25 protein-coding genes and 1 other annotated feature are annotated in these 26,577 nt (G+C 39.8%); of the genes, 9 read left to right on the plus strand and 16 right to left on the minus strand.

Annotated features, from left to right (window positions below):
• Positions 1–4: 4 nt before the first annotated feature.
• The 7 genes from IEV52_RS15235 to IEV52_RS15265 form a co-directional block, all read right to left on the minus strand.
• Positions 5–697 carry an ankyrin repeat domain-containing protein gene (locus tag IEV52_RS15235; RefSeq protein WP_188403356.1) on the minus strand — a complete coding sequence of 231 codons (693 nt, stop codon included), beginning with the start codon at positions 695–697 and terminating at the stop codon, positions 5–7.
• 138 nt (positions 698–835) lie between these two features.
• A complete protein-coding gene (locus IEV52_RS15240) occupies positions 836–1,522 on the minus strand; it encodes a response regulator transcription factor (RefSeq protein ID WP_188403357.1) in 687 nt (228 codons plus the stop codon).
• The gene (locus IEV52_RS15245; protein WP_188403358.1) at positions 1,500–2,966 is read right to left on the minus strand and encodes a sensor histidine kinase; all 1,467 of its coding nucleotides are present in this window, start codon (positions 2,964–2,966) and stop codon (positions 1,500–1,502) included. The genes IEV52_RS15240 and IEV52_RS15245 overlap by 23 nt, the downstream gene beginning before the upstream one ends.
• A 300-nt stretch (positions 2,967–3,266) precedes the next feature.
• Complete coding sequence (locus tag IEV52_RS15250; protein ID WP_188403359.1) at positions 3,267–3,788, minus strand: GNAT family N-acetyltransferase; 522 nt, start codon at positions 3,786–3,788, stop codon at positions 3,267–3,269.
• Positions 3,785–4,480: a Dph6-related ATP pyrophosphatase gene (locus tag IEV52_RS15255; RefSeq protein ID WP_188403360.1), complete on the minus strand. Its 696-nt coding sequence runs from the start codon at positions 4,478–4,480 to the stop codon at positions 3,785–3,787. Before IEV52_RS15255 ends, IEV52_RS15250 begins: the two co-directional genes overlap by 4 nt.
• A gap of 105 nt (positions 4,481–4,585) precedes the next feature.
• On the minus strand, positions 4,586–5,596 hold the full coding sequence (locus IEV52_RS15260; protein WP_188403361.1) for a peptidoglycan recognition protein family protein: 1,011 nt from the start codon (positions 5,594–5,596) through the stop codon (positions 4,586–4,588).
• Between the two features lie 432 nt (positions 5,597–6,028).
• The gene (locus IEV52_RS15265; RefSeq protein ID WP_188403362.1) at positions 6,029–6,676 is read right to left on the minus strand and encodes a pentapeptide repeat-containing protein; all 648 of its coding nucleotides are present in this window, start codon (positions 6,674–6,676) and stop codon (positions 6,029–6,031) included.
• 155 nt (positions 6,677–6,831) lie between these two features.
• On the opposite strand from IEV52_RS15265, the gene IEV52_RS22810 reads away from it, so the two are divergent.
• Complete coding sequence (locus IEV52_RS22810) at positions 6,832–6,987, plus strand: winged helix-turn-helix transcriptional regulator (RefSeq protein WP_188403940.1); 156 nt, start codon at positions 6,832–6,834, stop codon at positions 6,985–6,987.
• Between the two features lie 60 nt (positions 6,988–7,047).
• Entirely contained in the window at positions 7,048–7,587 is a 540-nt protein-coding gene (locus tag IEV52_RS15275; RefSeq protein ID WP_188403363.1) for a DUF6843 domain-containing protein, read from the plus strand.
• A gap of 17 nt (positions 7,588–7,604) precedes the next feature.
• On the opposite strand, the gene IEV52_RS15280 is transcribed toward IEV52_RS15275, so the two are convergent.
• On the minus strand, positions 7,605–8,018 hold the full coding sequence (locus IEV52_RS15280; RefSeq protein ID WP_229754310.1) for a DUF3574 domain-containing protein: 414 nt from the start codon (positions 8,016–8,018) through the stop codon (positions 7,605–7,607).
• Between the two features lie 242 nt (positions 8,019–8,260).
• Positions 8,261–8,489, plus strand: a binding site (T-box leader).
• A gap of 85 nt (positions 8,490–8,574) precedes the next feature.
• Here IEV52_RS15280 and IEV52_RS15285 point away from each other — a divergent pair.
• Positions 8,575–9,939, plus strand: coding sequence for an amino acid permease (locus IEV52_RS15285; protein WP_188403364.1), 1,365 nt, complete (start codon positions 8,575–8,577; stop codon positions 9,937–9,939).
• Between the two features lie 54 nt (positions 9,940–9,993).
• Here the strand turns inward: IEV52_RS15285 and IEV52_RS15290 are convergent, their stop codons facing one another.
• The 7 genes from IEV52_RS15290 to IEV52_RS15320 all read right to left on the minus strand — a co-directional run bounded on the left by IEV52_RS15290 (position 9,994) and on the right by IEV52_RS15320 (position 17,820).
• Entirely contained in the window at positions 9,994–10,770 is a 777-nt protein-coding gene (locus IEV52_RS15290; protein ID WP_188403365.1) for a DeoR/GlpR family DNA-binding transcription regulator, read from the minus strand.
• 20 nt (positions 10,771–10,790) lie between these two features.
• A complete protein-coding gene (locus IEV52_RS15295; RefSeq protein ID WP_188403366.1) occupies positions 10,791–11,972 on the minus strand; it encodes a saccharopine dehydrogenase family protein in 1,182 nt (393 codons plus the stop codon).
• The gene (gene phnW / locus IEV52_RS15300; RefSeq protein ID WP_188403367.1) at positions 11,969–13,084 is read right to left on the minus strand and encodes a 2-aminoethylphosphonate--pyruvate transaminase; all 1,116 of its coding nucleotides are present in this window, start codon (positions 13,082–13,084) and stop codon (positions 11,969–11,971) included. Before phnW ends, IEV52_RS15295 begins: the two co-directional genes overlap by 4 nt.
• Before the next feature lie 11 nt (positions 13,085–13,095).
• Positions 13,096–13,899 carry a phosphonoacetaldehyde hydrolase gene (gene phnX / locus IEV52_RS15305; RefSeq protein WP_373869418.1) on the minus strand — a complete coding sequence of 268 codons (804 nt, stop codon included), beginning with the start codon at positions 13,897–13,899 and terminating at the stop codon, positions 13,096–13,098.
• A 16-nt stretch (positions 13,900–13,915) separates the two neighbouring features.
• Positions 13,916–15,673: a putative 2-aminoethylphosphonate ABC transporter permease subunit gene (locus IEV52_RS15310; RefSeq protein WP_188403369.1), complete on the minus strand. Its 1,758-nt coding sequence runs from the start codon at positions 15,671–15,673 to the stop codon at positions 13,916–13,918.
• 1 nt (position 15,674) lies between these two features.
• Positions 15,675–16,685 carry an ATP-binding cassette domain-containing protein gene (locus tag IEV52_RS15315; protein ID WP_188403370.1) on the minus strand — a complete coding sequence of 337 codons (1,011 nt, stop codon included), beginning with the start codon at positions 16,683–16,685 and terminating at the stop codon, positions 15,675–15,677.
• Between the two features lie 64 nt (positions 16,686–16,749).
• A complete protein-coding gene (locus IEV52_RS15320; RefSeq protein ID WP_188403371.1) occupies positions 16,750–17,820 on the minus strand; it encodes a putative 2-aminoethylphosphonate ABC transporter substrate-binding protein in 1,071 nt (356 codons plus the stop codon).
• Positions 17,821–18,741: 921 nt separating this feature from the next.
• Here IEV52_RS15320 and IEV52_RS15325 point away from each other — a divergent pair.
• Positions 18,742–22,479: a S8 family peptidase gene (locus IEV52_RS15325; RefSeq protein WP_308464572.1), complete on the plus strand. Its 3,738-nt coding sequence runs from the start codon at positions 18,742–18,744 to the stop codon at positions 22,477–22,479.
• A gap of 200 nt (positions 22,480–22,679) precedes the next feature.
• Entirely contained in the window at positions 22,680–22,871 is a 192-nt protein-coding gene (locus IEV52_RS15330; RefSeq protein ID WP_188403373.1) for a YfhD family protein, read from the plus strand.
• Positions 22,872–22,943: 72 nt separating this feature from the next.
• On the opposite strand, the gene IEV52_RS15335 is transcribed toward IEV52_RS15330, so the two are convergent.
• Positions 22,944–23,099 carry an IS3 family transposase gene (locus tag IEV52_RS15335; RefSeq protein ID WP_188403374.1) on the minus strand — a complete coding sequence of 52 codons (156 nt, stop codon included), beginning with the start codon at positions 23,097–23,099 and terminating at the stop codon, positions 22,944–22,946.
• A 194-nt stretch (positions 23,100–23,293) separates the two neighbouring features.
• Here IEV52_RS15335 and IEV52_RS15340 point away from each other — a divergent pair, with 194 nt between their 5' ends.
• The 4 genes from IEV52_RS15340 to IEV52_RS15355 all read left to right on the plus strand — a co-directional run bounded on the left by IEV52_RS15340 (position 23,294) and on the right by IEV52_RS15355 (position 26,401).
• Entirely contained in the window at positions 23,294–24,319 is a 1,026-nt protein-coding gene (locus tag IEV52_RS15340) for an extracellular solute-binding protein (protein WP_229754311.1), read from the plus strand.
• 125 nt (positions 24,320–24,444) lie between these two features.
• Positions 24,445–24,942, plus strand: coding sequence for a hypothetical protein (locus IEV52_RS15345; RefSeq protein ID WP_188403375.1), 498 nt, complete (start codon positions 24,445–24,447; stop codon positions 24,940–24,942).
• Between the two features lie 132 nt (positions 24,943–25,074).
• Positions 25,075–25,659, plus strand: coding sequence for an RNA polymerase sigma factor (locus IEV52_RS15350; RefSeq protein ID WP_188403943.1), 585 nt, complete (start codon positions 25,075–25,077; stop codon positions 25,657–25,659).
• The gene (locus tag IEV52_RS15355; RefSeq protein WP_188403376.1) at positions 25,649–26,401 is read left to right on the plus strand and encodes an anti-sigma factor; all 753 of its coding nucleotides are present in this window, start codon (positions 25,649–25,651) and stop codon (positions 26,399–26,401) included. The genes IEV52_RS15350 and IEV52_RS15355 overlap by 11 nt, the downstream gene beginning before the upstream one ends.
• Positions 26,402–26,577 lie beyond the last annotated feature (176 nt).

Genomic DNA, 26,577 nt, shown 5'->3' on the forward strand with positions numbered 1-26,577 from the left:
TTAGTTAATTGGCTCCTGCTTCTAGTAAGATTTTCTCGATCTCTTTAAACCCTTTTTGCCTCGCATGCTCGAGCGGTGTGACCCCTTCCCCGTCTGCCAGGTTCACATCTGCTCCATGCTCAATTAATAACTGCACCGTTTTCTGCTGCATTTCGTTCCCATTATTTAAGATGATCGCCTCTAATAGTGCGGTCCATCCCAAATTGTTTACATGGTTAACATCGACATCCGTTTTCGTTAAAAGCATCTTCACAACATCCACATAACCGTGCTCAGAGGCTGGAATCAAGCCGGTTCCACCGTAACGGTTTGTGACTTTGGTGTCAGCTCCTGCCTGGACCGTTAGTAGAAGAATGTCTGAATATCCTTCTGCACTCGCATACAGATACGGGTTGTTCTTCATATTGTCTTGGATATTCACGTCGGCTCCAGCATCTATCAATACCTTTGCTGTATCATAATCCTTGTTATACGTCGCTATCATAAGTGCAGTACGCCCTTGTGAATCTTGTGCGTTAAGATTAATACCTTCCCGGATCAATTTTTTTACCTGATCAGATTCTTTTTGTTCAACTGCTTTAAAGAGATTGTTTGTCAAATTCTCAGTCTCCTTTTCTCGCGTCATCCTTTCACTTGTGTCACTGCATCCTTGAAGAAACATCATTACGCTAAGTCCTGCAATTACCCATTTCAGCATGTTCATTCCTCGTTTCACATCGCTCCTTATGGTCTGTCTTACACAAATAAGCATAGTGGTCATTGTTTAACTCCATCTAAATAAATTCTTAAAAAAAGCTTAAAAAAATATCCCGGAGGATTTTCCGGGAATGATTCGTTACACATTAAAGCGATAGCCAGCTCCCCAAACAGTTTCTAACCGTTCAGGTTCTGCTGGATTTTGTTCGATCTTCTCACGTAATTTTCTAACGTGAACGGTGACGGTTGAAACGTCAGCCGCAGAATCCATCCCCCAGATTCTCTCATACAGCTGATCCTTAGATAGCACTTGATTCGGATGCGTCACAAAAAACACAAGGAGATCAAATTCTTTTGTTGTAAAAGGGATGTCTTTTCCTTTCACTTGAACTTTCCGAGAAGACTGGTCGATCGATATGCCGTGAATCCATAAGATCTGTTTTTTGGGCTGCTGGCCAGAAAGACGATCATATCGTGATAGATGTGCCTTCACACGTGCAACGAGTTCACTTGGCGAGAAAGGCTTTGTGATATAATCATCCGCTCCAAGGCCGAGTCCTCTGATCTTATCGATTTCTTCCTTTTTCGCCGAAACGAGCAGAATCGGAATATTCTGTTCAGCCCGAATCTGCTTACATATATCAAACCCGCTTATGCCAGGCAGCATGATATCAAGAATGATGAGGTCATAGTTTCCTTCTAGTGCAGTGGTGACACCAGCCTTCCCATCATGTACCATATCCACTTCAAAGCCTTCAATCTCTAAGTAATCTCTTTGAAGCTCAGCAATGCTCACTTCATCTTCAATCAGCAGAATGCGTTTCACGATGCTCCCCCTTTTTCAACGTAAAAATGACAGATGTTTCTTCTCCAAGCAGACTGTCCGCTTCGATCGTTCCCCCATGAGCCAGAATGATCTGTTTGGCAATCGCCAGACCCAGTCCGCTTCCGCCAGTTTCGGTGTTGCGAGAAGGTTCTAAACGGTAAAAGCGATCAAATACATACGGAATTGCCTCAGGATCAATGCCCTGTCCATTGTCTTTAATTGAAATCTTTGCATCATCTTTTCTTTCTTCTAGGTGAATTGTGATTTTTTTCTCATCCTTATCTAAGAACTTTACGCTGTTTTGAATCACATTCATCATAACTCGCTTTATTTTTTCTCGGTCAGCTGTAACGTAGATAGATTGACTAATGATGGAAACATCCAATTTAATGCCTTGCGGTTGAAGGTCAAATTGAACTTCTTCTGAGAATTCTTTAATAAATTGAACTAGATCTACTGTTTCAAATGAAAAGAGTTCCCTTTTAAGATCTAACTTTGAGAACAGAAATAGCCCATCAATAAGTTTATCCAGATCTCTTGCTTTAATGGATATCGTCGAAAGATACTTGTCCATTTTCTCAGGGCTGTTTGCGACACCATCTCGAATGCCCTCCACATATCCGATGATAGAAGTGATCGGTGTTTTTAAATCATGCGAGATATTAGAAAGCAGCTCTTTTCTGTTTTCCTCATATTTTATTTGAAGTTCTGTTGATTCCTTTAGTCGAATTCTCATTTCCTCAAATGCTCGATAAAGCTGTCCTACTTCATCATTAGACGCTGTCGTAACCTTGAAATTAAGATCACCTGATTTGATTCGGTCAGCAGAGTGTTTTAAAAACGTGATAGGTTTAATGATGCTTCTTGAAACTAAGTAGTTAAGAAGGCCGATGATAACAACAAACAAAATCACGAGCAGCAGTAAAAGAAGCGGGAATAATTCACGGGTGAGTTCTGCATATGAACTTGCTTTTCGTAAAACGAAGATACTTCCCTGCTCTCCATCTTCAAAGTAAAAATCGAACTTCACATACGTGTAGAATGTATCATCGATTCTTATTGTATCGCGTGTGTTTATATTTATTTCTTCAAACTTAGGCAGAAACCGCTCTAGTTTCGCTCGATTTTGCTCGTCAGACGTATAGAAGACCTTTCCGCTTCTTCTAACTACAATCCCTATATCCTCTTGCTTCATTTTTTGGAGTTCATTGATATTCAGGAGTGCATTTGGGTCTTTCTTTGCCAGTAATTTAAGATCTAAAAAAGTACTTTCCTCTTTTGCAGTCAGAGGCTTTTGGATATATGTCTTCTTAAAAAGGTGATCGATTGCTCCCACGTCTCCCGTAACTGTAAAAAGGATCAGAAATCCAGCTGCCAGACAAAGGGTGATTGAGACAACCGTAACACCTATATATGAAAGTAGAAATCTCATTTTAATAGACATGCTCTAATCTCCTCAAAAACTCGGACTCATTAACTATAGAGTTTCTTCCTTTACGGGTTCTTAACCTCAACGGACATTTTAATCTCTTTCACTTTATCATGTAAATCTTAAAATTTTCTTAAATGATTATTAAATAAAAGAATCCTTTAAAGGGGTTCTTTATCGTAATTTGTAATTTGTAAATGCTTAACGCTGTGGTAACTCCGTTGTTTTTAATATTATCTCCAGGCAATTAAAAAGAGAGATCCCTAAAAAGGAAATCCCTCGAGAACCAAAACGTTTTACTTGTTCATGTATTTACTAAAGATACTTTTCCATGCGAATATCTGCCCACATTTTATCCTGGAAGTAAGTAAAGTCACTAATGCGTCCAATCTCTTTGTAACCTAACTTTTTGTATAAATGATGTGCTTGCTTATTAAATTCAAACACACCGAGTTCTATCCTTGTAAGACCTTGTCTTTTTATCTCATCCTCAAGGAATTCAAGGGCTAAGTAACCTAACCCTTTTCCTCGTCCTTCCGGCTCCCCGATCGTGATTCCGATCCATGCAGTGCCCGGCTCCTTATTTAGGAGATGTGGCGGATCAACCATAAAGTTCATTTCTCCAACTAAGTGATCATCTATATGTATGAGATACATATGGTGGAACTCTAATCGTTGGGACAAATCTTCAGCAGTTATTAATTTCTTGACCTCTAGTTCGGCTCTTGTTTTATGGGGACGGGTTAACGGAACAATAGCAGCGTCATTTTCCCAACGATTTAATGCTTCTATGACATCAATTGCAGGTTCTGTTACTTTACAGAAATGAGCATTCAATTTATTGCAGCCTCCTCAGTCTTTTTTTCTACCAATCTGTACGATTTAATATCCAGTGACCATAATCCAGCATTCATTACCACATCTGATTGTGTGATCTCCAGTCTCTTCTGAAAAATAGGTCCATCCAGAACGAATGTATGATATTCTCCTAATTCACCCATTACGCAGCACTCGGTTTGATGGATATCTTCATAAAAACTTTCATCAAGTTCCCGGCCTGTCCACGTTTGATCTAGAAACTGTGTTGACGCCCGACAAACGACAGACAAAAAGCCTAAAGATATAAATTCATGGAGAAGCTCGGAAGCTTGATCTTGCGGTATCCATACTGGAAAAAGGGGTTCGAGTCCTGCTTGATGAGCAACCAGCTCATTCCACTTTCGATCTTCTTCCATATACAAACTGCCATAAGCGATTGATTCTGCGCCGAATTGTTCTCTTATATGGGAAAGCGATTTTTTGAAACGCGTTTCATACTCTCCTGCAGAATCTACCATGATTAACGGCAATCCTAAAGCTTCTGCTTGTTTTTTTAATATCTCCAGCTGGATGCCATGTGCATGATTGCGGTCATGTTTTTCCGAAACCATGGATAACAAACAAACAACCTCATACTCTTCCTTTAACAAACGGTATAATGCTAGACAACTGTCTTTTCCGCCACTCCAAGAGATCCCTACTTTTTTCATTCTATTCTCCTAACCTATCTGATTTTGACATCGTATCCAAAAATTTCTTCTCTTTATCAGCTTAACAAAAAAAGAGATCCCTAAAAAGGAGATCTCTCTTAAATTTCATCTCATAGACGCCTTTATCTCTTTCATTTTTTGTAACACTAAAGGGTAAAAATTTTTCTTAGCACTGGCAGTAGAATTCCCTCCGAAAAACCCTGTGCCTGGACAGGATTTTACGGCATGTCCCTTACTGTTATCAAACACCCTTTCCCCAGTATTGATATCCCACCAATGATGGTACGAAATCGTATCAACCGAAGGGGTTAAACCATACTTCAAACTAAGCAAAGCATTAACTGTTACAATCGTTTCTCTCTGTTCGGGAGTCATTTTGTTATTGCCTTTATCAAAGTTCCCTACATTCTCAATAGCTAATGCATCAGCTTCAATTCGACGCATAGCAGCTTTATTCAATAATCCATACGAACCTTCAGGTGGCGTATCAAAAGGCCTTCCCACTGCAACTTTTCCATCTGGAAACGTGGTGAGCTGTTGACTGATATTACTCCAGCCCATTCCCTTCACATGATGTTCTTCCATGCCCTTCAACAGAGAAAAATGATTAGTACCGGTAAACTGTTTGTATGAAGGTGAATAAGTATGGTGCTCCTGGATTTTTCCTATTTTTCTGTTGAACCTATGGTTGAAAAGCCAATCCTTGAACTCCTCCCTCGTCATAAGTATGTACTGACCTTGCATTGTGAGCTGTTTCGGAGGAATCTTTAATTTTTGCCCAACAAAAATATGGTTTGATGTCAGCCGATTTTTATTTTTTATGGATTGCACTGTAGAATTAAATGTTTGTGCCAACTCCCATAAAGTATCTCCAGGAGCCACTGCATACATGATAGGGACCCGTAATCTCTGTCCAACCAAAATGATATCAGATTGCAATCCGTTGATTCGTTTTAGATCGTTTACAGAAGTCCCATAGGTGTTAGCGATCTTCCCTAAATAATCACCAGGCTTTACATCATACATATTTCTAGGATTATTCGTAGCATAAGCAGGCGATATGTTCATTGTGAATAGAATCAGTAAACCAACAAGGAGCATATAAACTTTTTTCATTTGTAAATTTCCTTTCCTTATGACATCCAGAAACTCTTTATTAGTTTGTAAACAGCTTATGAAAATATTCTGATCCATAACAAAAAAAGCGACTGCTCATAGTTGAGCAGTCGCGCAAGGTAAAATATTAGGTTACCATGCTTAAAATTCTGTCTTCCAAGTCCTGATTATATTCCAGTCTGACCACATCACATAAAATCCTGTGGACCTTTTTAAATTCAGGGATCATGCTTTTCATGACTTCGATTATATCATCTTGATTCCTGCTGCTGTGCCATGTTTCGAGGAGGATAAGCTGCCAAGCTTCAAGCTGACTTCGGCAACCAACTCCTAAAATTTTGTTGACTTGTAGTATTCGCAATTGAACGAAGCATCCCTTTAAAAATAAAAAACTGCTGAAATGGACTTCAGCAGTTTTTGAATTCGTTCTAACTATTCTTTCACTTTTAAACCTAGCAAGGTCGAGAAACCGATCGCTTGTTCACTGGAAACGATACACCCTTTTAAGCTTTTGATATCCACGTTAATATGTTCAAACTTACAAGTACTAATATCGATGCCATTCAAGTTTGTTTCGGTAAAATCCACGTCTTCTAAGTTGCACTGATTAAACTTCACCTTGTTCAGTTTCGTATCATAGAAGTTTGCGCTTTTTAATGATGAGTTTTCAAAGAGGACCGGTTTTAAGTCAGCTTCAACAAATTCACTCATGTCTAATTTACAATTCTCGAACGTTACATGCCGCAAGTTTGCGAGTTCTAAATCTAAGCCCATTAACTTGCAATCTTTAAACAAAATCCGATACAGGATGCCTTCTTTAAAGTTCGTGTTGGATAGATCACAGTTCTCAAAAATAACATCCGTCATGTCCACTTTATAGAAGCTTGAATCCATAATGGTAGCATTGTTAAAAGTGACTTTGGAAAGAATCAATTTTTCAACGTCCTCATTCTCAACAAAATCCCCTGTTATGGCGCACTCTTGCAGGTAAGGATCCTCTTCCATATAAATATTTCGAAACCTTGCCTCTTCTAGATCGGGATGAATTTTAGGCAGATCCACCTTAAGGTTCTTAGTCATACTTTTACCTCCGTTCTAACGTGTTAATACAAGCTTACAGAAGTAAAAAGGAAAATATAAGTCTTTCATTTTTGCAGAAAGTTTGTACAAAGAACGGCTGACGTTCATTCAGCAGTGTCACTCATTCGTAAAAAAGCTCGAGGAAGACGGGGTTTATCAGCCGAAGATCAAATTCCTCCGTTCCGCCAAGGGTAGAATACTTAATGACTGATCTAGGTCAACCATTGATGCCGATATTGAAGCGAATCACGGTAAGGAACATGGTGATTTTAGTTAACAAAGCGTTCATGAATACGTTATTAGACATGTAGCAAATTCGGGTATGATATAGATAAAACAAGTATAAGAAATGAAATGAGAAGAGTGAAAAAATGAAGAAATACTTATTTATCGTTATTTCGATATTGTTATTAGCAGGCTGCGGATTGAACAAACAGGAAACCACAAAGAACATTTTCTTGATTCCTGAAGGGTTTGAAGGATCTATCTTTGTGTTTTACAATATGCCGAATGAGCCAGCTTTGAAAAAGGAAAAAGGTTATACCGTGATTCCTATAAAGGAAAAGACATTAGACACATTAAAAGATACAGATATCAGTCAGTATGGCGTTCATTTTACATCCACAAAAGATATGATCTATGGCATCGTGAATGACCAATATTATTATGTAGATGAAAAGGGCAAACGAAAAGAAATCAATGAGCAGTGTATTAGTCTTGGTTCAAACGGGGGTTTTACCGGTAAAAAAGGTGAAGATATTAAGTACTCGGTCATTCAAGTCACTACATCAAGCTGTGGTCCATCTTTCAAAGAAAACGGAAGAAATGACTTTAATGCGCAAGTTAATGAAGTCGGCAAATATTATCTTAATAAACTTGGTATCAACAATAAAAATGCTGCAGAGGGCTGATCCCTGCAGCATTTTTTCTATTCGATGAAATACATCTTCCCGTTTACTTCCAGCGATATCGCTGACTGCTTCATTTCTTCTTTTAACGATTTCGCATATGCTACAACAGCATTAATGCTCTTTTTATCAAGATCTTCCGCAAAACTATAAACGATCGTCACTTTTTCTTTTACTAGCTTGTCCTCATCGGATACCCAAGCCCCTGTTCCTTCAATGGCTGTTGCTCCGCCAAACATTTTTGAAAATGTCTCAAGTGACTGATTTACATATGGGGTGTTATCGATCGGTTCGTCCACATTGTATGTAGATGGCACATAGATCTTTACAACTTCATCCAGATGAAATTGCCCCTTTAAGGCATTTGTTTCTTTTGCTTGAAGCGTTGTTTGTTGTCCTGAATCATTTAGTGAAAACCCCAAAAAACCAACCAAAACTAAAGATAAAACCAAGTAAAAAATTTTGTTCCCTTTCAACTTGTCCACTCCCTCTTCCTCCATAATAGACTGGTAATAATAAACAGTGTATAAGAAGGTAAAACTTTGTTGAATAGGTTTATATATCCATTTCGTATTGGGACTTTTTTCATGAAATGCTTGTCACAGCAAAAAAATTTAGTTGACAACCTATATAAAGAGCCATTATAGTAATCCATATTATTCTGAATAATGATTTGATAAAAGCTAAGAACGGGAACAGTAAAAGTGACTTTGTAGTAGCAGAGAGCTGCGGGTTGGTGGAACGCAGTCTATGAATCCTTTGAACTCGCCCGGGAGCAGCAAGACAAAAGGAACGCGTTCTCTATGTTTTGACGACTAACCTTCGTTAACAGGTTTTACAAGCAGGATTCTTAACGAATCAACAAGAGTGGTACCGCGGTTAGCCAAAGGCTTATCGTCTCTTTTCTCAAAAAGTTTGAGATCAGGGATGGTAGGCCTTTTTTGTTATTTGTTATAGAATCTAGAGTTTAAAACGGGAGAGGTTATTAAGATGGAAAAAGACACCCAGAAATTACAAAGAACGATGACTTCCCGCCATATTATGATGATGGCGCTTGGAGGCAGTATCGGTGCAGGTTTATTTAAAGGAAGCAGCGAGGCTATTGATATGGCAGGGCCTGCTGTTGTTTTAGCATATTTAATCGGTGGGATCTTATTATTGTTCATCATGCAAGGACTGGCAGAAATGGCGGTACAGAACAGCGGAGCCCGTACGTTTCGTGATTTGGTCCAGTCTGTGTTAGGAGTATTCCCCGCTTATTTTCTGGATTGGATCTATTGGAAGATGTGGGTATTAAACATAGCAGCTGAGGCTGTTGTAGCGGCAATTTTTCTTCAATACTGGTTTCCAGATACACCGATCTGGATGTTGGCGTTGGTGGTTTCTGTTTCGGTTACTATTGTAAATTTGTTGTCTGTAAAGATCTTTGCAGAAACCGAATATTGGCTTGCTCTAATTAAGATTAGTGTTATCGTGATCTTTATACTTTCTGGGTTACTGCTTTTATTCGTGTCATTTGGTGAGCATACAGCTCCGACTTTTTCCAACTTAACCGAACATGGCGGTTTTTTCCCGAACGGTTCAGCTGGTCTCATGACAGCCATGTTAGTTGTTATCTACTCTTATGGCGGGACTGAAATTATCGGTATTACCTTGGCTGAAACGAAGGATCCCGAAAAGGTGGTACCAAAAGCAGTACGTGGCACCCTAACACGAATTATCGCTTTTTATCTTTTCCCATTCTTTATTATCGTTGGATTGATTCCGTGGGATCAAGTAAACGGTGCAGGAGAAAGCCCGTTTGTGATGGTGTTTCAGATGATAGGAGTTCCAGGTGCAGATCATGTGATGAATGCGGTTATCTTGCTGGCCATTATCTCATCGATGAACTCCGGACTTTATGGCTCTTCGCGTGTGCTGTACACACAAGCTGTTGATGGCCGAGTTCCTAAGCTGTTTGCTCGCCTTTCACCAAAAAAAGTTCCGTTCTTTGCGATATTGATGTGCACCGCTTCCCTATATGCAGGGGTGCTGATTTCCATATTCGCAGGAAGCCAAACCTTTAATTATCTTATGGGTTCACTAGGTTATACCGTATTGTTCATCTGGTTGATCATTGCCTTTGCTCATCTAAAATCAAGAAAACCGCAAAATCAGCTGTCTGGCTACTATGTTAAGTGGTTTCCTTATACCACTTGGATTGCTATCATTTCCTTGCTTGCGATCTTAGTTGGAATTGTCATTAACACCTCCGTGATCATAACGGGTGTAACACTTGGAATTTATCTGTTTATCTCGCTCACTTACCTCGTAAGAAGACGTTCACTTCATGCGCAAGGCAGCTTACAAGTATAAACATATTGAAGAAAAAACGCTCTAGTGAGCGTTTTTTTCTTTTATTTAATGGATTTAAGATATGATCCACTTTTCGTTTAACTTCTCATTACTCCACTCTTTGGGCATGGAATGATCACAGATGACGTAGTCAAATTGATCCACCTTACAAATACGGTAATTGGCTTTTACTCCAATCTTAGTATGATCGGCCAATATAAAGGATTCTGTGGCATTTTGAATATAAGCCTGTGCCAACTGGGATTTTTCTAAGTCGTAGCTCATAACACCATTCGGGTTGACCAAGCCGTCAGCAGAAATGAATGCTTTGTCTGCGTAGAATTCTCTGGCCATTTTCTCTGTTAACGAGCCACCTGACCGATAATGCAGAGGCCGTACATTTCCACCAATAAAGATTATTTCACCGTCAAAATGTTTGTTGTTCGCGTAAGACATTAATGCCGATGCTACAGGAAAAGAATTTGTTATAACCGTGATGTTCTGCTTTTCACATAAGCTTTTTACCATCTGTAAAGTGGTCGTTCCCTCGTCTATGATAATGACATCATTATCGTTAATAAATTCAACTGCTTTTTCTGCAATTTTTCTTTTTTCCTGGATACGAACAACTTCCCTTTCATACAAGCCTGGCTCAACCGTGTCAGCGTCAACCTTAACTGCTCCACCATAAACCTTTTTTAATTTATTTTCGCTTTCGAGCTCTTCTAGATATCGCCTGATCGTTTCGGTAGAAACATCAAATTTTTTTGCTAATTGTGCAACACGAACCTGACCCATCTCTTCAAGGTCTGAAATGATGACTCTCTTTCGTTCTTCTCCAACAAGTGACATTCTTTATTCTCCTTATTCTGCTAAGCTTTAGAAGCTAATCCTATAATTTCCTTATCTCCCCATATATATATATCACGTCTTCTTAACTCTTCAAAAAACAAATCCGGCTCTAGGAAAGCCTCTTCAGGCGTAACTATCCCTGCCTGTTTAACCTTTCCTTCTGCTATCATCTGTGTGGCAATTGAAAATGGAATCGCTACATTTCTGGTATAAGCCCTTAATCCTTCCCATTCTTTAACAGACCCATCAGATGAAGGGTGTGTGTGATACAAGGTATGCTTTACTTTCTCATCATTTTTCAAACCGATGACTTCGATATGTAAAGCATAGCCATATAAGTCTGTTTCTGTTCCTTCAGCTGACTGTAATAAGTATTCTGCAATACAGTCCATAATTCCTATTTCTGTTCCATTGATTTTTATTAGATCATTCCTTAATATACCAAAATCATAAAGGGCTTTAATAAGATTCATGTTTTTCTCAGGCCAAGTTCCTCGAACTTCAATTAGCTGTACACCTTTAGATTGAAGTGCTTTTGCTAACGTTTTAGTTTCTGCATGAGGAATGATATATTGAACACCTGCTCCATAAGGTTCCGGCAACTCTATTTTTCGAGGCCTTGCAAAAGGCGGGACTTGGATAAACTCTCCATCCTCATAGACTACCCTGCCAGCTAGGTCCGGATCATACTCATATGTGGTAGTTTCTGTTATTGATTTTGAAAATGCGATCGGACGATATGATCCATGGCTGACCCTCACACTTTCAACTATATCAAGCTTGTTAGCTGCATGCATGGCCATGAGTTGTGTTAATCCTGGTGTCATGCCAAACCCTGGCAAACATATTTTATCATTCTCTAAAAACATTTGATGAAAGGGGTCCTCTTCCCCAAACCCGTTGAGATTGATGCCATGACACCCAGCTTCAGCAATACAGGCGGTTGTTTTTCCATTTAACGTGATGGTCGTTCCATCCATCACAATATCGTAACCTCTCATTTTCCCTACTGTATCATCATGATCATGTACATTGACAGGAACAAAATCTACACGTGGATCATTCAGCCACTCTACTACTTTTCTGCCTTCTTCTTGGTTATAGTCTGCTACTGTAATAACTTCAAAGTTAGAATACAATACTAGATCTTTTATGGCTTCCCGAGCAATTTTACCTGCTCCGCCTAAACAAAACACCTTCATGCTGTTACGACTCCTTTTCCTTCTTGGTAGGTTTGAATAGCATCAAGCAGCCTTTCCATATCTGACACATGAACAGCTCCAATGTTCCCGATTCTAAAAGTAAGCTGGTCAGATACTTTCCCCGGGTAAATCACAAAACCTTTATGCTTTAAAAACTCATAAAAAGAAACAAAATCAAAGTGGGATTCCGGATACAAAAAGGAGGTAATAATGGGTGACTGGTGCTCCCTTTGGATATACGGGATAAAACCTAATTTCTCCATTCCTTCTACAAGTGTCCTTTGATTTTCTGCGTATCGTTTAAACCTTGCTGAAATACCACCTTCTTCAGCCAGTTCTGATAAAGCTTGATCAAAGGCTCTTACTGTATGTGTTGGAGAGGTATATCTCCATTTCCCGTGCTGTTTCTCCATCACTTCCCATTGATCATATAAGTCAAGTGATAGTGATCTCGCCTGTCCTTTACACCTTTCAAGATTTTGTTTGCTTGCAATGATAAAGCTGAAACCTGGAACACCTTGTATGCATTTATTGGCTGAACTGATCAGATAGTCGATCTTCCAATTATGGACATCCATTTCAATACCACCAAAACTGCTCATCGCATCAACGATCGTTGTTTTTCCGTATCTTTTTGCTACTTCACAAACATCTTTCACTGGATTTAAGATACCCGTTGTTGTTTCGCAGTGAACTACCATAACGTGGCTTATGTCCGGATCATTCATTAATACCCGATCCATTTCACCTGCGTTCACTGGTTCGTTCTCGTTTGATTGGTAAATCACATGTGGGATATGAAGTGCTTTTGCGATTTCAATGATTCGATTACCATAAGCTCCATTGGTTGCAATTAGTAGTTTTCCTGAATCGGGAATCACACTTCCAATCACAGATTCTACACCGAAAGTTCCACTCCCCTGCATCAATACAGAAGTATATTGAATCATATGCTCATTTGCTGTAGCTAGTCGAACGAGTTTCGTTCGTATTTGTTGAACAAGTTGAAGATAATCATCATCCCATGTACATAAATCTAATCTCATCGCACTTCTTACACTGTGTGAGGTACTTAACGGGCCAGGTGTTAGTAATAAATAAGGATTTTCCATCTTGTCTCCTCCTAAATCAACACTTCTGTTTGTTTTTCTAATGCATCAATTAAGGGTACTAATTCATCCATTGAATCTATTACGTAATGTGCTCCCGCTTCCATAAACGTTTCACGAGCAGCATCTATTTTAAGTTCCAATTGATCTGGAGCCATTATGTTCACTTCTTCCAAAGTAAGACCTAACACACTGCTGCCAAGAATAACTCCAATCGTCGTAATGCCAGCGTTTCGTCCTTCTAGCATATCACTGACTGTATCTCCTACTTTTATCATGCGAGTCACTGGGTACACGCCTAGATTCATAGCGTTATGATAGATCATCCATGGGTAAGGTCTTCCTTCTTTCACATCTTCTGCAGTTGTATAAAAATCAGGAGCGTAACCTTTCTCTTTCGAGCATTCAGCTACAATATTCATCATTTCCCTCGTATACCCAGTAGTTGATCCAATCTTTACCCCTCTATCTCTTAACTCTTTTACCACTTCTAACACCCCAGGAATGGGATCCGTAAAGTCTGGGAGCACTTCAAACAATTTTGCTTCAAATTCTTCATTCATGTTAACGATATCTTGTTCGGTCGGCTTACTTCCATACCTTTCAATCCATTGATTTCGTACGTTTTCCATTTGAGTTAACGCTCGTATATGTTCGATTTTCAAGAGCCCCATCGGTTCTCTCGCCTCATCTGTCGTGATCGAAATTCCTCTATCTTCAAAAATCTTAATAAAAACAAGCAGTGGAGCAAAACACCCATAATCAATCGTTGTACCCGCCCAATCAAAGATTACTGCATCTATATTTTTCATTGTCATTCTCCTTATCTTTTATTTATTTTTGCCATTCTGCATTTCTTTTTCGAAGACCTAGAACCGCCCATTCGTATAAAAGTCGGACAACAATGTTTGTAAGCACGATCAACACACTCATAGCTGCAGCAGAAGAAATATTCCCTGCATCATCCATATTCACAATGGATATAGCAGCTAGTTTAAAGTCGGCAGAATACAGAAATACCACCGCTGAAATCGTAACCATGCTGTTAACGAAATAAAACATGGCAATCTCCAATATCGCAGGGAGACACATAGGGATCGTAACAGTGAACATGGTTTTATAAAACGGAACTCCCATAGACTCTGAAGCTAGTTCAAACTCTTTGTCTAACTTCCTTAATGCTGTAGTAGCCGTAACAAAAGCAACAGAGTAAAAATGCAGGATGTTTGCGATTACGATGATTGCTATCGTTCCATATAAGAAATGAAATGGATTAGAAACGCTAAGACCTAGAATCTCTAATTCTGATTTACTGAAAAAGAATACATAGCTTATACCGATCACAAGTCCTGGTACGGATAACGGAATGATAGATAACAAGTAACCCAGTTTACGAAGAAATCTCTTCTTCCTGATTTTTTCAATGGAATATGCAAATATAAAGGTAAAGATGGTCCCTACGAACGCGGTAATCCCAGCAGCGATTAAACTATTCTTATAAGCTGTCAAACCATCTCCGGAAAAGCTTGAAAATTTAAAATGATCCAATGTAAAACCTAGGTTATATGGCCAGATTTTTACACTTGCAGCGACACCAACTGCAACAAACAGCAACATGATAAAGCACGTGATCAATAAACAGTAAAGAAAAGCAAGGAGATCTCTCCCTTTATTTCCGGGAATTTTATACCCCATGGCTTTTGAGGTAATATACATCGACTGTTTCTTTTGCGAGACATGATCTACAAAGAATGCGACCAACGCAGGAAGCATCAGCAGTACACCAACAGTTGCTCCCATTGAAAGATTTTGTTGACCGACAACCTGCTTATAGATGTCTGTTGCTAAAACGTTATATTGTCCGCCTACAATCTTAGGTGCGCCGTAATCCGTAAAGCTCAAGGTAAATACAACAAACATGGATGTGATGATGCCGTATTTTGCACTAGGCAGTGTTATGTTTAGAAATTGCTTTAGTCTTCCGCTGCCTAATGTATTTGCTGCTTCGTACAGCCTGTAATCTGTATGCTGAAGAGCTATATAGATAATAAGAAAGGCTTGCGGAAAGGTATAAACGGTTTCAGCAATAATAATTCCGATTGGTCCGTATAGCTTAATCTCCCAACCTGGACTGAATCCAAAGAACCCACTAGTTATGAGTCCTTGATTTCCAAAAAGGTACATCAACCCTATTCCATGCATCATTGTAGGTGCAAAGAGCGGCAGGAGAGCTGCATACCGGAAAATACTCTTACCTATCATCCTTGTTCTCGTAAGCGAATAGGCATACATAAATGCCAGTCCCACCGATATAAACATAGTCATCACTGAGATGTATGCCGTATGTTGAAGAGACGTCACAAGTGTTGGTGTACTAAAGTATTTAACAAAATTATTTAACCCCGCAAAGTTCCCTTCTCGATCATAAAGTGCTTGGCCAAATAGAGCAGATAAGGGCAGGATCAGGCTCACCATAAAGGATAAGATCACAAAAATTATTAGGATCGTTTGCAGTTGCTCATTCTTCCCTTGGACAGCTCTTTTTTTCTTGCTTAAACGACCTGCGATATTCACTTTCTTTGCCAATTCCATGTCAATAAACCACCTGTTCCTTGTATGTTAAAACTTGATTCTCAGGAAATTGGACGAAGATGATAGATCCCCTCTTTAAATTAAACGCTTGAATAGAAGAAGCAAAAAGATCAACCTCTATTTTTTGAGAATAAAGTGGTGATGCACTATCTATGACCTCTAGTTCTATCCGATAGGTAGCTCCTCTAAATTCAATTGCCTTAATTTCCGACTTCATGCCTTGGTTCTTTGATAACCGAATATGTTCGGGACGGATCGCTTTTGTCACACCTTCAACATGGTGATTCCATATGTTTATCGAACCTACAAAATCAGCAACGAAGGGGTTAGCTGGATGAAAATAAATTTCCTCTGGTGTTCCAACCTGCATGATTTGAGCATTGTTCATTACTACAACTTTGTCCGCCATTGTGAGAGCTTCTTCCTGGTCATGCGTAACCATGATAGTTGTTATTCCTAATTTTTGCTGAAGGCACTTTATTTCGTATCGAAGTTTTTTCCTTACCTTGGCATCCAGGGCCGATAAAGGTTCATCGAGCAGTAAGAATTTTGGTGAAAGAGCAATTGCTCTTGCAAGTGCAACTCTCTGCTGCTGTCCACCTGAAAGATGTGCCGGATATTTATCTTTTATCTGTTCAAGATCCACCATTTGAAGTGCTTCCATCGCTCTTTGCTTCAGCTCTGCTTTAGAGACTTTTTTATTTTTCAACCCATATTCCACGTTTTGGAGAGCTGTTAAATTGGGAAATAACGCATACGATTGAAAAACAATCCCAAACTCTCTTTGTACCGGAGGAAGATGAAGCATCTCTTCCCCATTTTTTTTAATAGATCCATGGTCAGCTTCTTCAAGTCCCGCTATTATTCGTAACAGGGTTGTTTTTCCACATCCACTGGGACCTAATAAACAAACAAATTCATTTTTATAAATATCAAATGAAATATCGTTTAAAGCTGTAAAATGGTTAAATGTCTTTGAGATGTTACTGATTTGCAGGAACGGATCCTTCATTACTTTACTCCCCAATCTGATCTCACCTCATGCAGCAGGTTAAATCAGCATGAGGTTTGTATATTTACTCCTTTGGTTCTGCTTTTTTTCCAAAGCTTGAATCCCATTTCTCTAGGATTGCATCGCGATGTTTTGCGGCCCAATCCAAACTATTCTCTTTATACATTTTTTCATCCACTCTAGATGGAAAGCCGTCAGGTTTCGAAAAATCATTCTTCATTGTTGAAAAACCATTTGCATTATAATAAGCCTTCATCACTTCATCGGAAATCGCCCAATCAAGGAATGCTTTCGCTAATTGCTGGTTATCTTTATCTTTTTTAATCAATGCATTAGCTTCAACTTCCCATCCTAATCCTTCTTCTGGAAGAATTACCTCAACAGGTGCTCCCTGCTGTTTCTGAGTTACCCCACTGTATACCAGTGAAATTCCGATCGGAAACTCTCCTGAAGCTGCTAACTTGGCAGGTTTAGACCCCGAATGCGTATAACTTGCTACGTTTTTATGAAGGTCCTCCATATACTTCCACCCTTTGTCTTCCTCCATCATTTGCAGCCAAGCAGAAACTGTAAGGAAACCTGTTCCTGATGAGGCCGGATGCGGCATAACAATAAGATCTTTATATTCTGGTTTAAGCAGGTCTTCGTATGACTTTGGCACTTCAAGTCCCATTTTTTCTAACTCTACTGTATTTACAACAACTCCAGTCATAAAAGCCGTATTGCCGACCCATTTTGCTGGTTCTTCAGAATCCTTGTAAGGTGTAAGAATCTTCTCGCTTCCTTTTGGTGTATACCCAGCCAGCATGTCTTTTTGATCTAACGCAAGCAAGCTTGAAGCGGCAAGTCCCCACACAACATCAGCTTTTGTATTCTTACCTTCTGATAGGAGCTTCGCTGTAATAATCCCTGTTGAATCTCGCACCATGTTTAGCTTTATGTTCGGATATAATTCCTCAAATGATTTTGTATATTCTGGAATGAGTTCTTCTTCAATTGCTGTGTAAACAGTAAGTTCTCCCGATAGATCATCATTTCTGCCTGATGCACCTTCTAATGAACTTTCTTTTCCACAAGCTGCTAGTAAACAGATAATGATACCTAAAATCAATAATTTGGATATGTAATGCTTCATTAAACTTCTCTCCTCTTATTTTATTTTTACAAGACACTAATTTTCTTTTGATCACCAATCGTTCTTTTTACATTCATCACCTCATTGGTTTTAGTTGCATTTATTTGGTTTTGGTTTGCTTTACATATTTACCTTACAGGAGTTTTTTTAAGTTTAAATGAATACAATATTAATTTATTGCAAAGATGTTGTTTTTCTTTGTTTTAGTTGGAATTCGAGTTTTTTACATACAAAAAAGACATGCTAATATGCATGTCTTTTTTACTTCAACACTTTAACTTTTTGGTAAGCCGATATAGTAAAGGTGCAGCAGATAGTATGGCACTAGGTAAGAAAAAACGTTTTCTAAGATTGGTCCTTTTCACACCAGGCTTCTAGAGTTTATTTCCAGATCACTAAATATTTTTTTCTTATTCTTGCTGTCTGTTTCCTTTTCAATCACCCTCTTATTTACATTTTATAACTTAGAGTATACAGAATATCTTTTTATCACCATTAACATTCAACTTAAAACTCTCTTCATATATTAAATTCACAATCTTCCATAATAATCAATAGCAAGAATAAAAACCCCAACTCTAAACCGACGTAATAGTTATTTTGGAGTAGATATCCGATCATTTTTATCATAAAAACAATTTTTTATATAAAATCTGTAGGTCTCAAGCCCTCTTAAAAACCCCCTTTGTCACTTCAAAGCAAGAGTTATACAATTCTATTAAATTCAGTGCCTATTACTTATCATCTGACCTTCAGCTAGAATTACATACTCCTGTTCAGAATCTCTAATCGGCCTAGGAGGTGTTTCTTGCAAAATTATTAAACTCTTAACTCCCCTATTTGTTTTTCACATTGAACTTCTTGCATCAAGACCTATCTTATTCGTTGCATTTATTAATAGCTAATTTAGGAGGATGTTTGGTGAAAAAAATAAAATTGAAAACATTAATCGCAACCTCACTGTCAACCGTCATGCTAGCTTCATCATTTTACAATGTTAAAGCTTTTGATAAAACAACGCTCGAAAAGACGCTCGAGACTTCTTCAATCGTTAACAACACAAATCTTGCTGATGAGCATAAGATTACGCTTATTACAGGTGATGTCGTTACCATCAAAAAGATTGAAAACGGCAAAAGCGTCATTAATGTGGAACCTTCCGATCAGAACGGTGGAGGTGCACAAATCTTTACGATTGGTGAAGAGACCTATGTAATCCCGACTTCAGCCATGCCTTACTTAGCAGCTGATAAGTTAGACAAAGATTTATTTAATGTAACGGAACTGATAGAGAACGGCTATGATGATAAAAGCCTCTCTTCCCTGCCTGTTATTGTTGAATACACCGAATCCAAAGCTAGAGCGGTTCAAACAAAAAAAGCAGATCCAAAAGGTGCAAAAACGGTCCGTGTGCTAGAGAGTATTAATGGTGCTGCTCTTGCCACTTCAAAAAAAGAAGCGGATACGTTCTGGGCGGATATCACCAAAGAAGATGCAGTACGAAAAGGAGCGCCTGAAAAAGCAGCATTTGATCAAGGGATCGAGAAGATATGGCTGGATGGCCGAGTTGAAGCAGCACTAGACAAGAGTGTTCCGCAAATTGGTGCACCAACTCTTTGGGAATCCGGCTTTACAGGTAAGGGTGTTAAAGTAGCGGTGCTGGATTCAGGCATCGACAAGAACCATCCAGATCTGGCAAGTCAGATTGACGAAGCGGTAAGCTTCGTACCAGGAGAAACTGTGGATGATAAACATGGCCATGGCACGCACGTTGCTTCTACTGTTCTTGGAACCGGAGCTGCTTCTGAGGGCAAGAACAAGGGCGTGGCACCTGAAGCGCGTTTACTTGTAGGGAAAGTATTAAATGACGCAGGCAGCGGTTTGGATTCATGGATCATTGACGGTATGGAATGGGCTTCAGACAACGCCAAGATTGTAAGCATGAGTTTGGGAAGCTCTGAGCCGTCTGACGGAACGGACCCGATGGCACAAGCCGTAAACAGACTGAGTGAAGAAAAAGGTGCGCTATTTGTTATTGCTGCCGGAAACTCAGGCTATGAAGGTGCCATCGGTTCACCAGGAGCTGCAGATGCTGCTTTAACGATCGGTGCTGTTGATAAATCAGACGAAATTGCTTATTTTACATCAAAAGGACCTCGTTATGGAGATAAGGGATTGAAACCTGACTTATCTGCACCGGGAGTTGATATCGTTGCAGCCCGTTCTGGTCTTTCATCAGGCAGTGGTTCTTACAGAAGCATGAGTGGAACTTCTATGGCTACTCCACATGTAGCAGGAGCAGCGGCACTTTTACTTCAGAAGAATCCAGACTGGAACGGCACACAACTAAAGGAAGCATTAATGAGTACGTCTAAGAAATTAGATTATTCACCTTATCATATCGGAACAGGCCGACTGGATGTACCTGCTGCAGCAAACAGCACGGTTCGAGCAACAGGTTCCCTATCGTTCGGTTTCTTCAAGTGGCCACACGATAATGCTCAGCCTGTCCAAAAAACGGTCACGTACACGAACACAAGCGATTCTGCAGTAACGCTGAACCTCCAAGCTGATTTTAAAACGGCAGATGGCAAGGCTTCACCTAACGGATTCCTGAACGTATCTGACAGTCAGATCACTGTTCCGGCTAATGGAACGAAGAACGTAACGGTAACCTTAGATCCAAAGCTTGGCGAACTGGGTGCACGTTATGAAGGCCACCTGACAGCGACGGATGCTGACGGCAAACAAGCAGCTCATACGTCAATGGGCATGGTGAAAGAAGAAGAGAAGTACCCGTTAACGTTGAACGCAACTGACCGTAACGGAAACCCAACTCTAACGTATGTAGGTCTAGTTAACAAAGACATGGACCCTGAGTTCGTTGCGGTAAACGGAACAACAGAACTCCGTCTAAAACCTGGTACGTATTCGGCTATCGCTATGATGGATGTGGATACGGAAACTGATCACCGTGGTGTAGCTTTGGTCGGTGATCCTGAAATCAAGCTTGACGGTCCGCAAACGGTGGAGCTTGATGCGCGAAAAGCAAAAGAAATTTCGGTTGATGTTCCAAAGAATACAGAACCAAGCTATCAGCGCATGGAATATTACCGTTCCCTTGATGGCAAATCAATGAACGACATTTACTTAATGCCTGTATGGATCGATAAGATGTACGCCGCACCAACAAAAAAAGTGGAGAATGGAGAATTTGAATTCTTGACTCGCTGGCGTCTGATTAAGCCTTACCTAGAGATCAATTTTAAAGGTAAAGTGTTGGATGATATTCCGCTTGCCGGAAGTACACCACTTGATGGCAAATACAACTTATCAACTGTATATGCCGGAAACGGAACGGCGGCTGATTATGAAAACGTAAATGCTAAAGGCAAGATTGTAGTTGTTGAACGAAACACAGAAGTGACTCCGCCTCAGCAATCAGTTGCTGCACATGAAGCAGGCGCGAAGTTGTTGATCATCGTCAATAATGAAGATAAAGAATTCAGTGTGTTTGCAGGAAATCCGGATTATACAGATATTCCACTTGCTGTTGCCGGGATCAGTAAAAGTGAAGGTGACGAACTAATTAAGGCAGCACGTTTAGGTAACTTAAACTTGAACGTTGAAGGTGAAGTAAACACGCCTTATGTATATGATTTAATGGATGTTCATCAAGGTAGCATTCCTGAAGATCTAACCTATGCACCTGAAAACGAAGAATTAGTCAAGATCGACACACGTTACAAATCTGACCGAGAAGCACCTGGCGGAGAGTTCCGTTATGACCTGCGTCCTCATACAAGAGGAGCGGTTGGGTTCTTGTACAAATTGCAGCTGCCTTCTGTCCGAACAGAGTGGGTTTCTGCAGTAAAAGATACACGCTGGTATCACCATGCAGAAGTACTAGACAGCCAATGGGAAGTCCGTCAGCCGTCTGTCACGTATGAAAAAGGCGGAAAATTAAATGAAGACTGGTTCTCGCCGGTCGTACGTCCTCGTTTAGGAGTTGGCTATTGGACCCCTAACCGACAAGGGAACTCGTTCCAGTTCAACATACCGGCTTGGGCAGATTCAACAAAAGGCTCTACAGGCGGGTCCGGTTATGATGAATCCGTGAAAAATCAAACACATAAGCTATATCAGGGAGATACGCTTATTAAAGAAGGAAAAAGCCAAGCCCTCAATGTATTCAGCGGCATTTCAGAAGAGCGAAAGCAATATCGCCTCGTAACGGATGCGAAGCGCGATCCGAATCGCTGGGATACATCCGTAAGCACGCATACGGAGTGGACGTTCTGGTCTGGAAAAGGCGAGGATTTCCGTACACTGCTGCCGTTCTATTCTCTTGATTATAAGGTTGAAACGGACATGAACGGAGATGCGTTAGCAGCACCTTCTACTAATTTAGAGTTATCTGTTGCAAAACTTGACGGTGTTGAAGGCTACGGTAAACTGGAAGGCGCTAAACTAGAAATTTCCTTTAATGAAGGTGCGTCTTGGAAAACCGTGAAACTCGAGCGTACATCAGATGATAAGTGGATTGCAAAGATCAACAATCAAGCGAATGCCAAGTATGTATCGTTAAGAGCAGCAGCTTGGGATGATCTAGGCAACAAAATTACACAAGATGTGATTAAGGCCTATGGCTTAAAATAATTAAAATGTAAAATTTAAAAGATAGCCTGCTGATTCACTTGCGATTTGGCAGGCTATTTTTATTCCCTTTTATTGTTACGGATAAGTTCGAATCTCTATCAGTATCTCTACCCACTTATTCAATTAACTTTCGTCTCATAAAAAACACGTTACCTTCACAAACTAAAGAGAACAAATTCCATGAGAGGATGTTATGAAGAATGAGACACAACCGTCATAAGGGAAACCGTGATAAAAATCTCACTTCCCTGCCGCAAGTTCCAAAGAATCAGATTTCGGATTCGAATAGCGAGGAATATGAATTTGCAAAAGAATTATCAGCTGAGTACGAATTCGAAAAAAAGCCTGGATTTGATACGACAGGCGTAAAAAGGAAAGACGAAGAAAGATAAGGATAGTATAAAAAAAGCGCTTGACACTTTTGAACTGTCACCTATAAAATAGACAGTTTATTAAAAGACCTTTTAAGCAGCTAATAGATGACCTTGGTACTGTTCCGGGGTCATCTTTTTTAATCCCCATTGTTCCATGTACTTTTCAACTTTTCTTCTTAATTTTGCCACTGTTTTACAGTTAGTGGCATCTACCTCGTCTTTGAAATGACCAAAGAATGATTCCATAGGGGGATTGTCCAAACATCCTTCACTCTGACCAGGGCATGCATTTCACTCATTGGCTTCACACATTCCATGTCATTCGGACATCGTATGTCTAAACCGCAAATTTGTTCAAGAATCAGGCATGGTTTTACTAACAGACATTACCTATTTGTATTTGGAGAACCGAACGAAGGTATATTTGTCATGCGTTAAAGATGGCACAACTCGTGAAAAATCAGCTTACCATCTGTCTGTCTACTTCACTAGGGATGGAAATTGTATATAAAACCTTAAATAATCTGATGACATCCTTGGACGGTAACGTGGGACGGTTCTCATGGTTTCGTGAGAACCGTCCCCATGGTCTTTTTTTTTCGAACCGTTTTATTCCTCAATTCGTTTCCTTAATTGAAAAACAAACAAATGGAGGAATAAGGATGAAAAAAACGTTGTTAATTGGTGCAATCTTTTTACTATTGTTTACGGCTGCCGGAATATCGGTATACGCCAACATGGATCATTCATCAAAGTCCCAACAGCAAGTAAAATCCACAGAGAACGATGGAGTGATCCGGGTATATGGCCCAGGTGGACCACTGGGACCTATGAAGGAAGCAGCAGAAAAATTCACAGCTGAAACAGGAATGAAAGTGATAGTGACGGCTGGACCGGAATCCAATTGGATTGGCCAAGCGAAACAGGATGCAGATATCATTTATGGAGGGTCGGAGTACATGCTTCGCAGTTTCATGCTCAGCCATCCGCAGATGATAAATGAAAAATCACTTACAGAATTATACCCTCGGGCGGCAGGAATTTTAGTACGTAAAGGAAATCCGAAAAACATTGGCTCGCTTAAAGATTTAACGAAAAGCGGGGTAAAAATTATCGATGTCAATGGCGCCGGGCAGCTCGGATTATGGGAGGATTTAGCAGGCAGAAAGGGACTAATCGGAGGGATTAGCCAAAATATTGATATTTCGGTAAAGTCTAGTGCGGAAGCAATTGAAATATGGAAATCCAATGAAAAGCACGACGCGTGGATTACATATGAATCCTGGCATTATAGGCTTAAGGACGTTACCGAACTAGTGGAACTGCCAGAAGCAGAAAAGCTTTACAGAGGAACCCCAATTGCCCTTACAGCCATCACAGAAAATAAAAATGAGGCCCAAAAATTCGTTGATTATCTAAAAACGGAGTCATCCCACAAAGTCTTTCAAAAATGGGGCTGGAAATAAAGCTGCGGGGTTCCAATGGGCCGGATCTCATAGTCGGTCAAAAAAATACCTCCCTGGAATGCGAACCATTTTTCAATCTACTTCGTTATCTTTGATGAAAAGAATCATTTAAGGAGGAATGAACGATGAAAAAGTGGAGCTGGTTATTTTTGTTTCTTTTAACAGGAGTACTTCTTGTTGGATGCGGTGCGGAAGAAAACGCAAAGGACTTGAGTGCAGGTGGTAAAGCAGAAGAAACAGCCACCGAGGCCGCAAAGAATTCGACAGAACCGGGTCCAGCATTGCAGCTGCTGGAAAATGAAAAAGTTGGTGAATATCTTGCAGATGCGAAAGGAATGACACTTTACTATTTTGCAAAAGATACTCCAAATACAACCAACTGCAGCGATGATTGTCTAAAAAACTGGCCAGCCTTCTACGGTGAAAACGTTGAAGTTCCTGAAGGATATAACAAAGAAGACTTTGGTACCATTACCCGCGGAGACACTGGTGAGAAACAAACAACTTATAAAGGCTTTCCGCTTTACTACTTTGTCAATGACAAAGCAACTGGTGATGTAAACGGACAGGGCGTTAAAGAGGTTTGGTTTATAGTAAACAGCGAGACTACTTTTTCACAATAATACTAGGTTCTAAGGGAATTGCCGCTTTGGCAATTCTTTTTTTCTCTCCCCATCCAAATTTTTTACCACAACTCAAACAATGATTTATACTAAATTAAAAATGCTTTCCATGAAAGGGGGAAGAACTTGGCAATGAAGTCTAAGACAGACGAGGAACTGATGGAATTAATTGTTCAAAACCATCGTCAGGCACTTGAAGAGCTTTATGACCGCTATGTAAAGCTCATTTATAGCTTCTCTTTAAAAATATCCAAGGGTAATACGGATAAAACGAAAGAAATTGTCCAACTGGTATTTCTCCGGCTTTGGACAACGAAAAGCACCTATAATCCAGCAAAAGGACAATTTGTGAACTGGCTACTTACCATTACCCGAAACATTGCGATCGACCTCATTCGTAAAGAGCAAAAACATAAGGGAACCATTCCATTTGAACTTGATGAAATGCAGCAAATTCAAGACCAGCAGTTGGAGGATGTCCTGCAGCAGGTTTCAAGAAATCTAGTAAAACAACAAATTCAAGAAGCCAAACGTCATCTGTCTGAACCACAGCAGCGCCTCATCAACCTTTTATACTGGGAAGGCTACTCCTTAAGCGAAATTGCAGAATTAGAAAAAAAGCCGCTCGGTACCATTAAAAGCCGGCTGCATCAAACGTTAAAAAAACTTAGGAATTATTTTAGCAAGGAAACAGGAGGGGCTCGGCATGGAAAATAAATGCGAAAACCTGTCTTTATATATCATTGATGAATTAACTGCACGTGAAAAAGAACAATATGAACGCCATCTGAGAATGTGTGCCCACTGTCAGCACGAATTAGAGTCACTGCAAGAAACATGGCAGTCCCTTTTTTATGAAATCGAAGAGGTGGACGTTCCAGAAACATTGAAAGCAGAAGTCATGGACTTTATTTTTGAAAAAAACGAACCGGTGCAGCGGGAACATAAAGTAGAAACAACGAAGAAAAGCTTGATCGAACGATTCAAATTCATTTTCAAAAAGCAGTTTTCACCCTTATCCACTGGTGTTGCGGCCGTTTTAATCATCGGCTTAGCTGGACTTTATTGGCATAACCTTCATTTAAAAGATACAATTACAGCGTTAGAAAATGAAGCAGTTGGCCCAGTGCAAATTGTTTCGACCTATGCCTTAAAAGGGCAGGGTTTAGCCGCTTCGGCAAACGGGAATGCGTACCTTCTTCAAGAAGGCAGTGACATCAGCCTGGTCATTGAATTAAATAATATGCCAGGCACTAAAGATAAAGAAGTATACCAAGTGTGGCTATTAAAAAACGGCACTCGGCAAAATGCTGGTACGTTAAAGCCTGATCAAAACGGTAATGGATTGATCACCTACCGCCTGCCGCCAGCCCACTCATTTGATGATATTGGAATCACATTAGAACCGAACCCAAACAACACCCAACCACAGGGCGTAAAAGTGATGGGAACGTTTTAGGGGAAGTCAGGGGGACAGTTCTTGTAAATACCATTTGAGTGGATTAAATCTATTTAGTGAAAAACGCTCTTTAAATGCCATTGAAATATCTTGTACGAAGATGCATATACTTGGATGAAAACTTTGATTTTGATAGTGTAAATGACTTTAAAGAGAGAAACAAAGAATTATTTTTC

It is taken from the genome of Fictibacillus barbaricus, from assembly GCF_014635025.1.
Taxonomy (GTDB): Bacteria; Bacillota; Bacilli; order Bacillales; family Fictibacillaceae; genus Fictibacillus; species Fictibacillus barbaricus.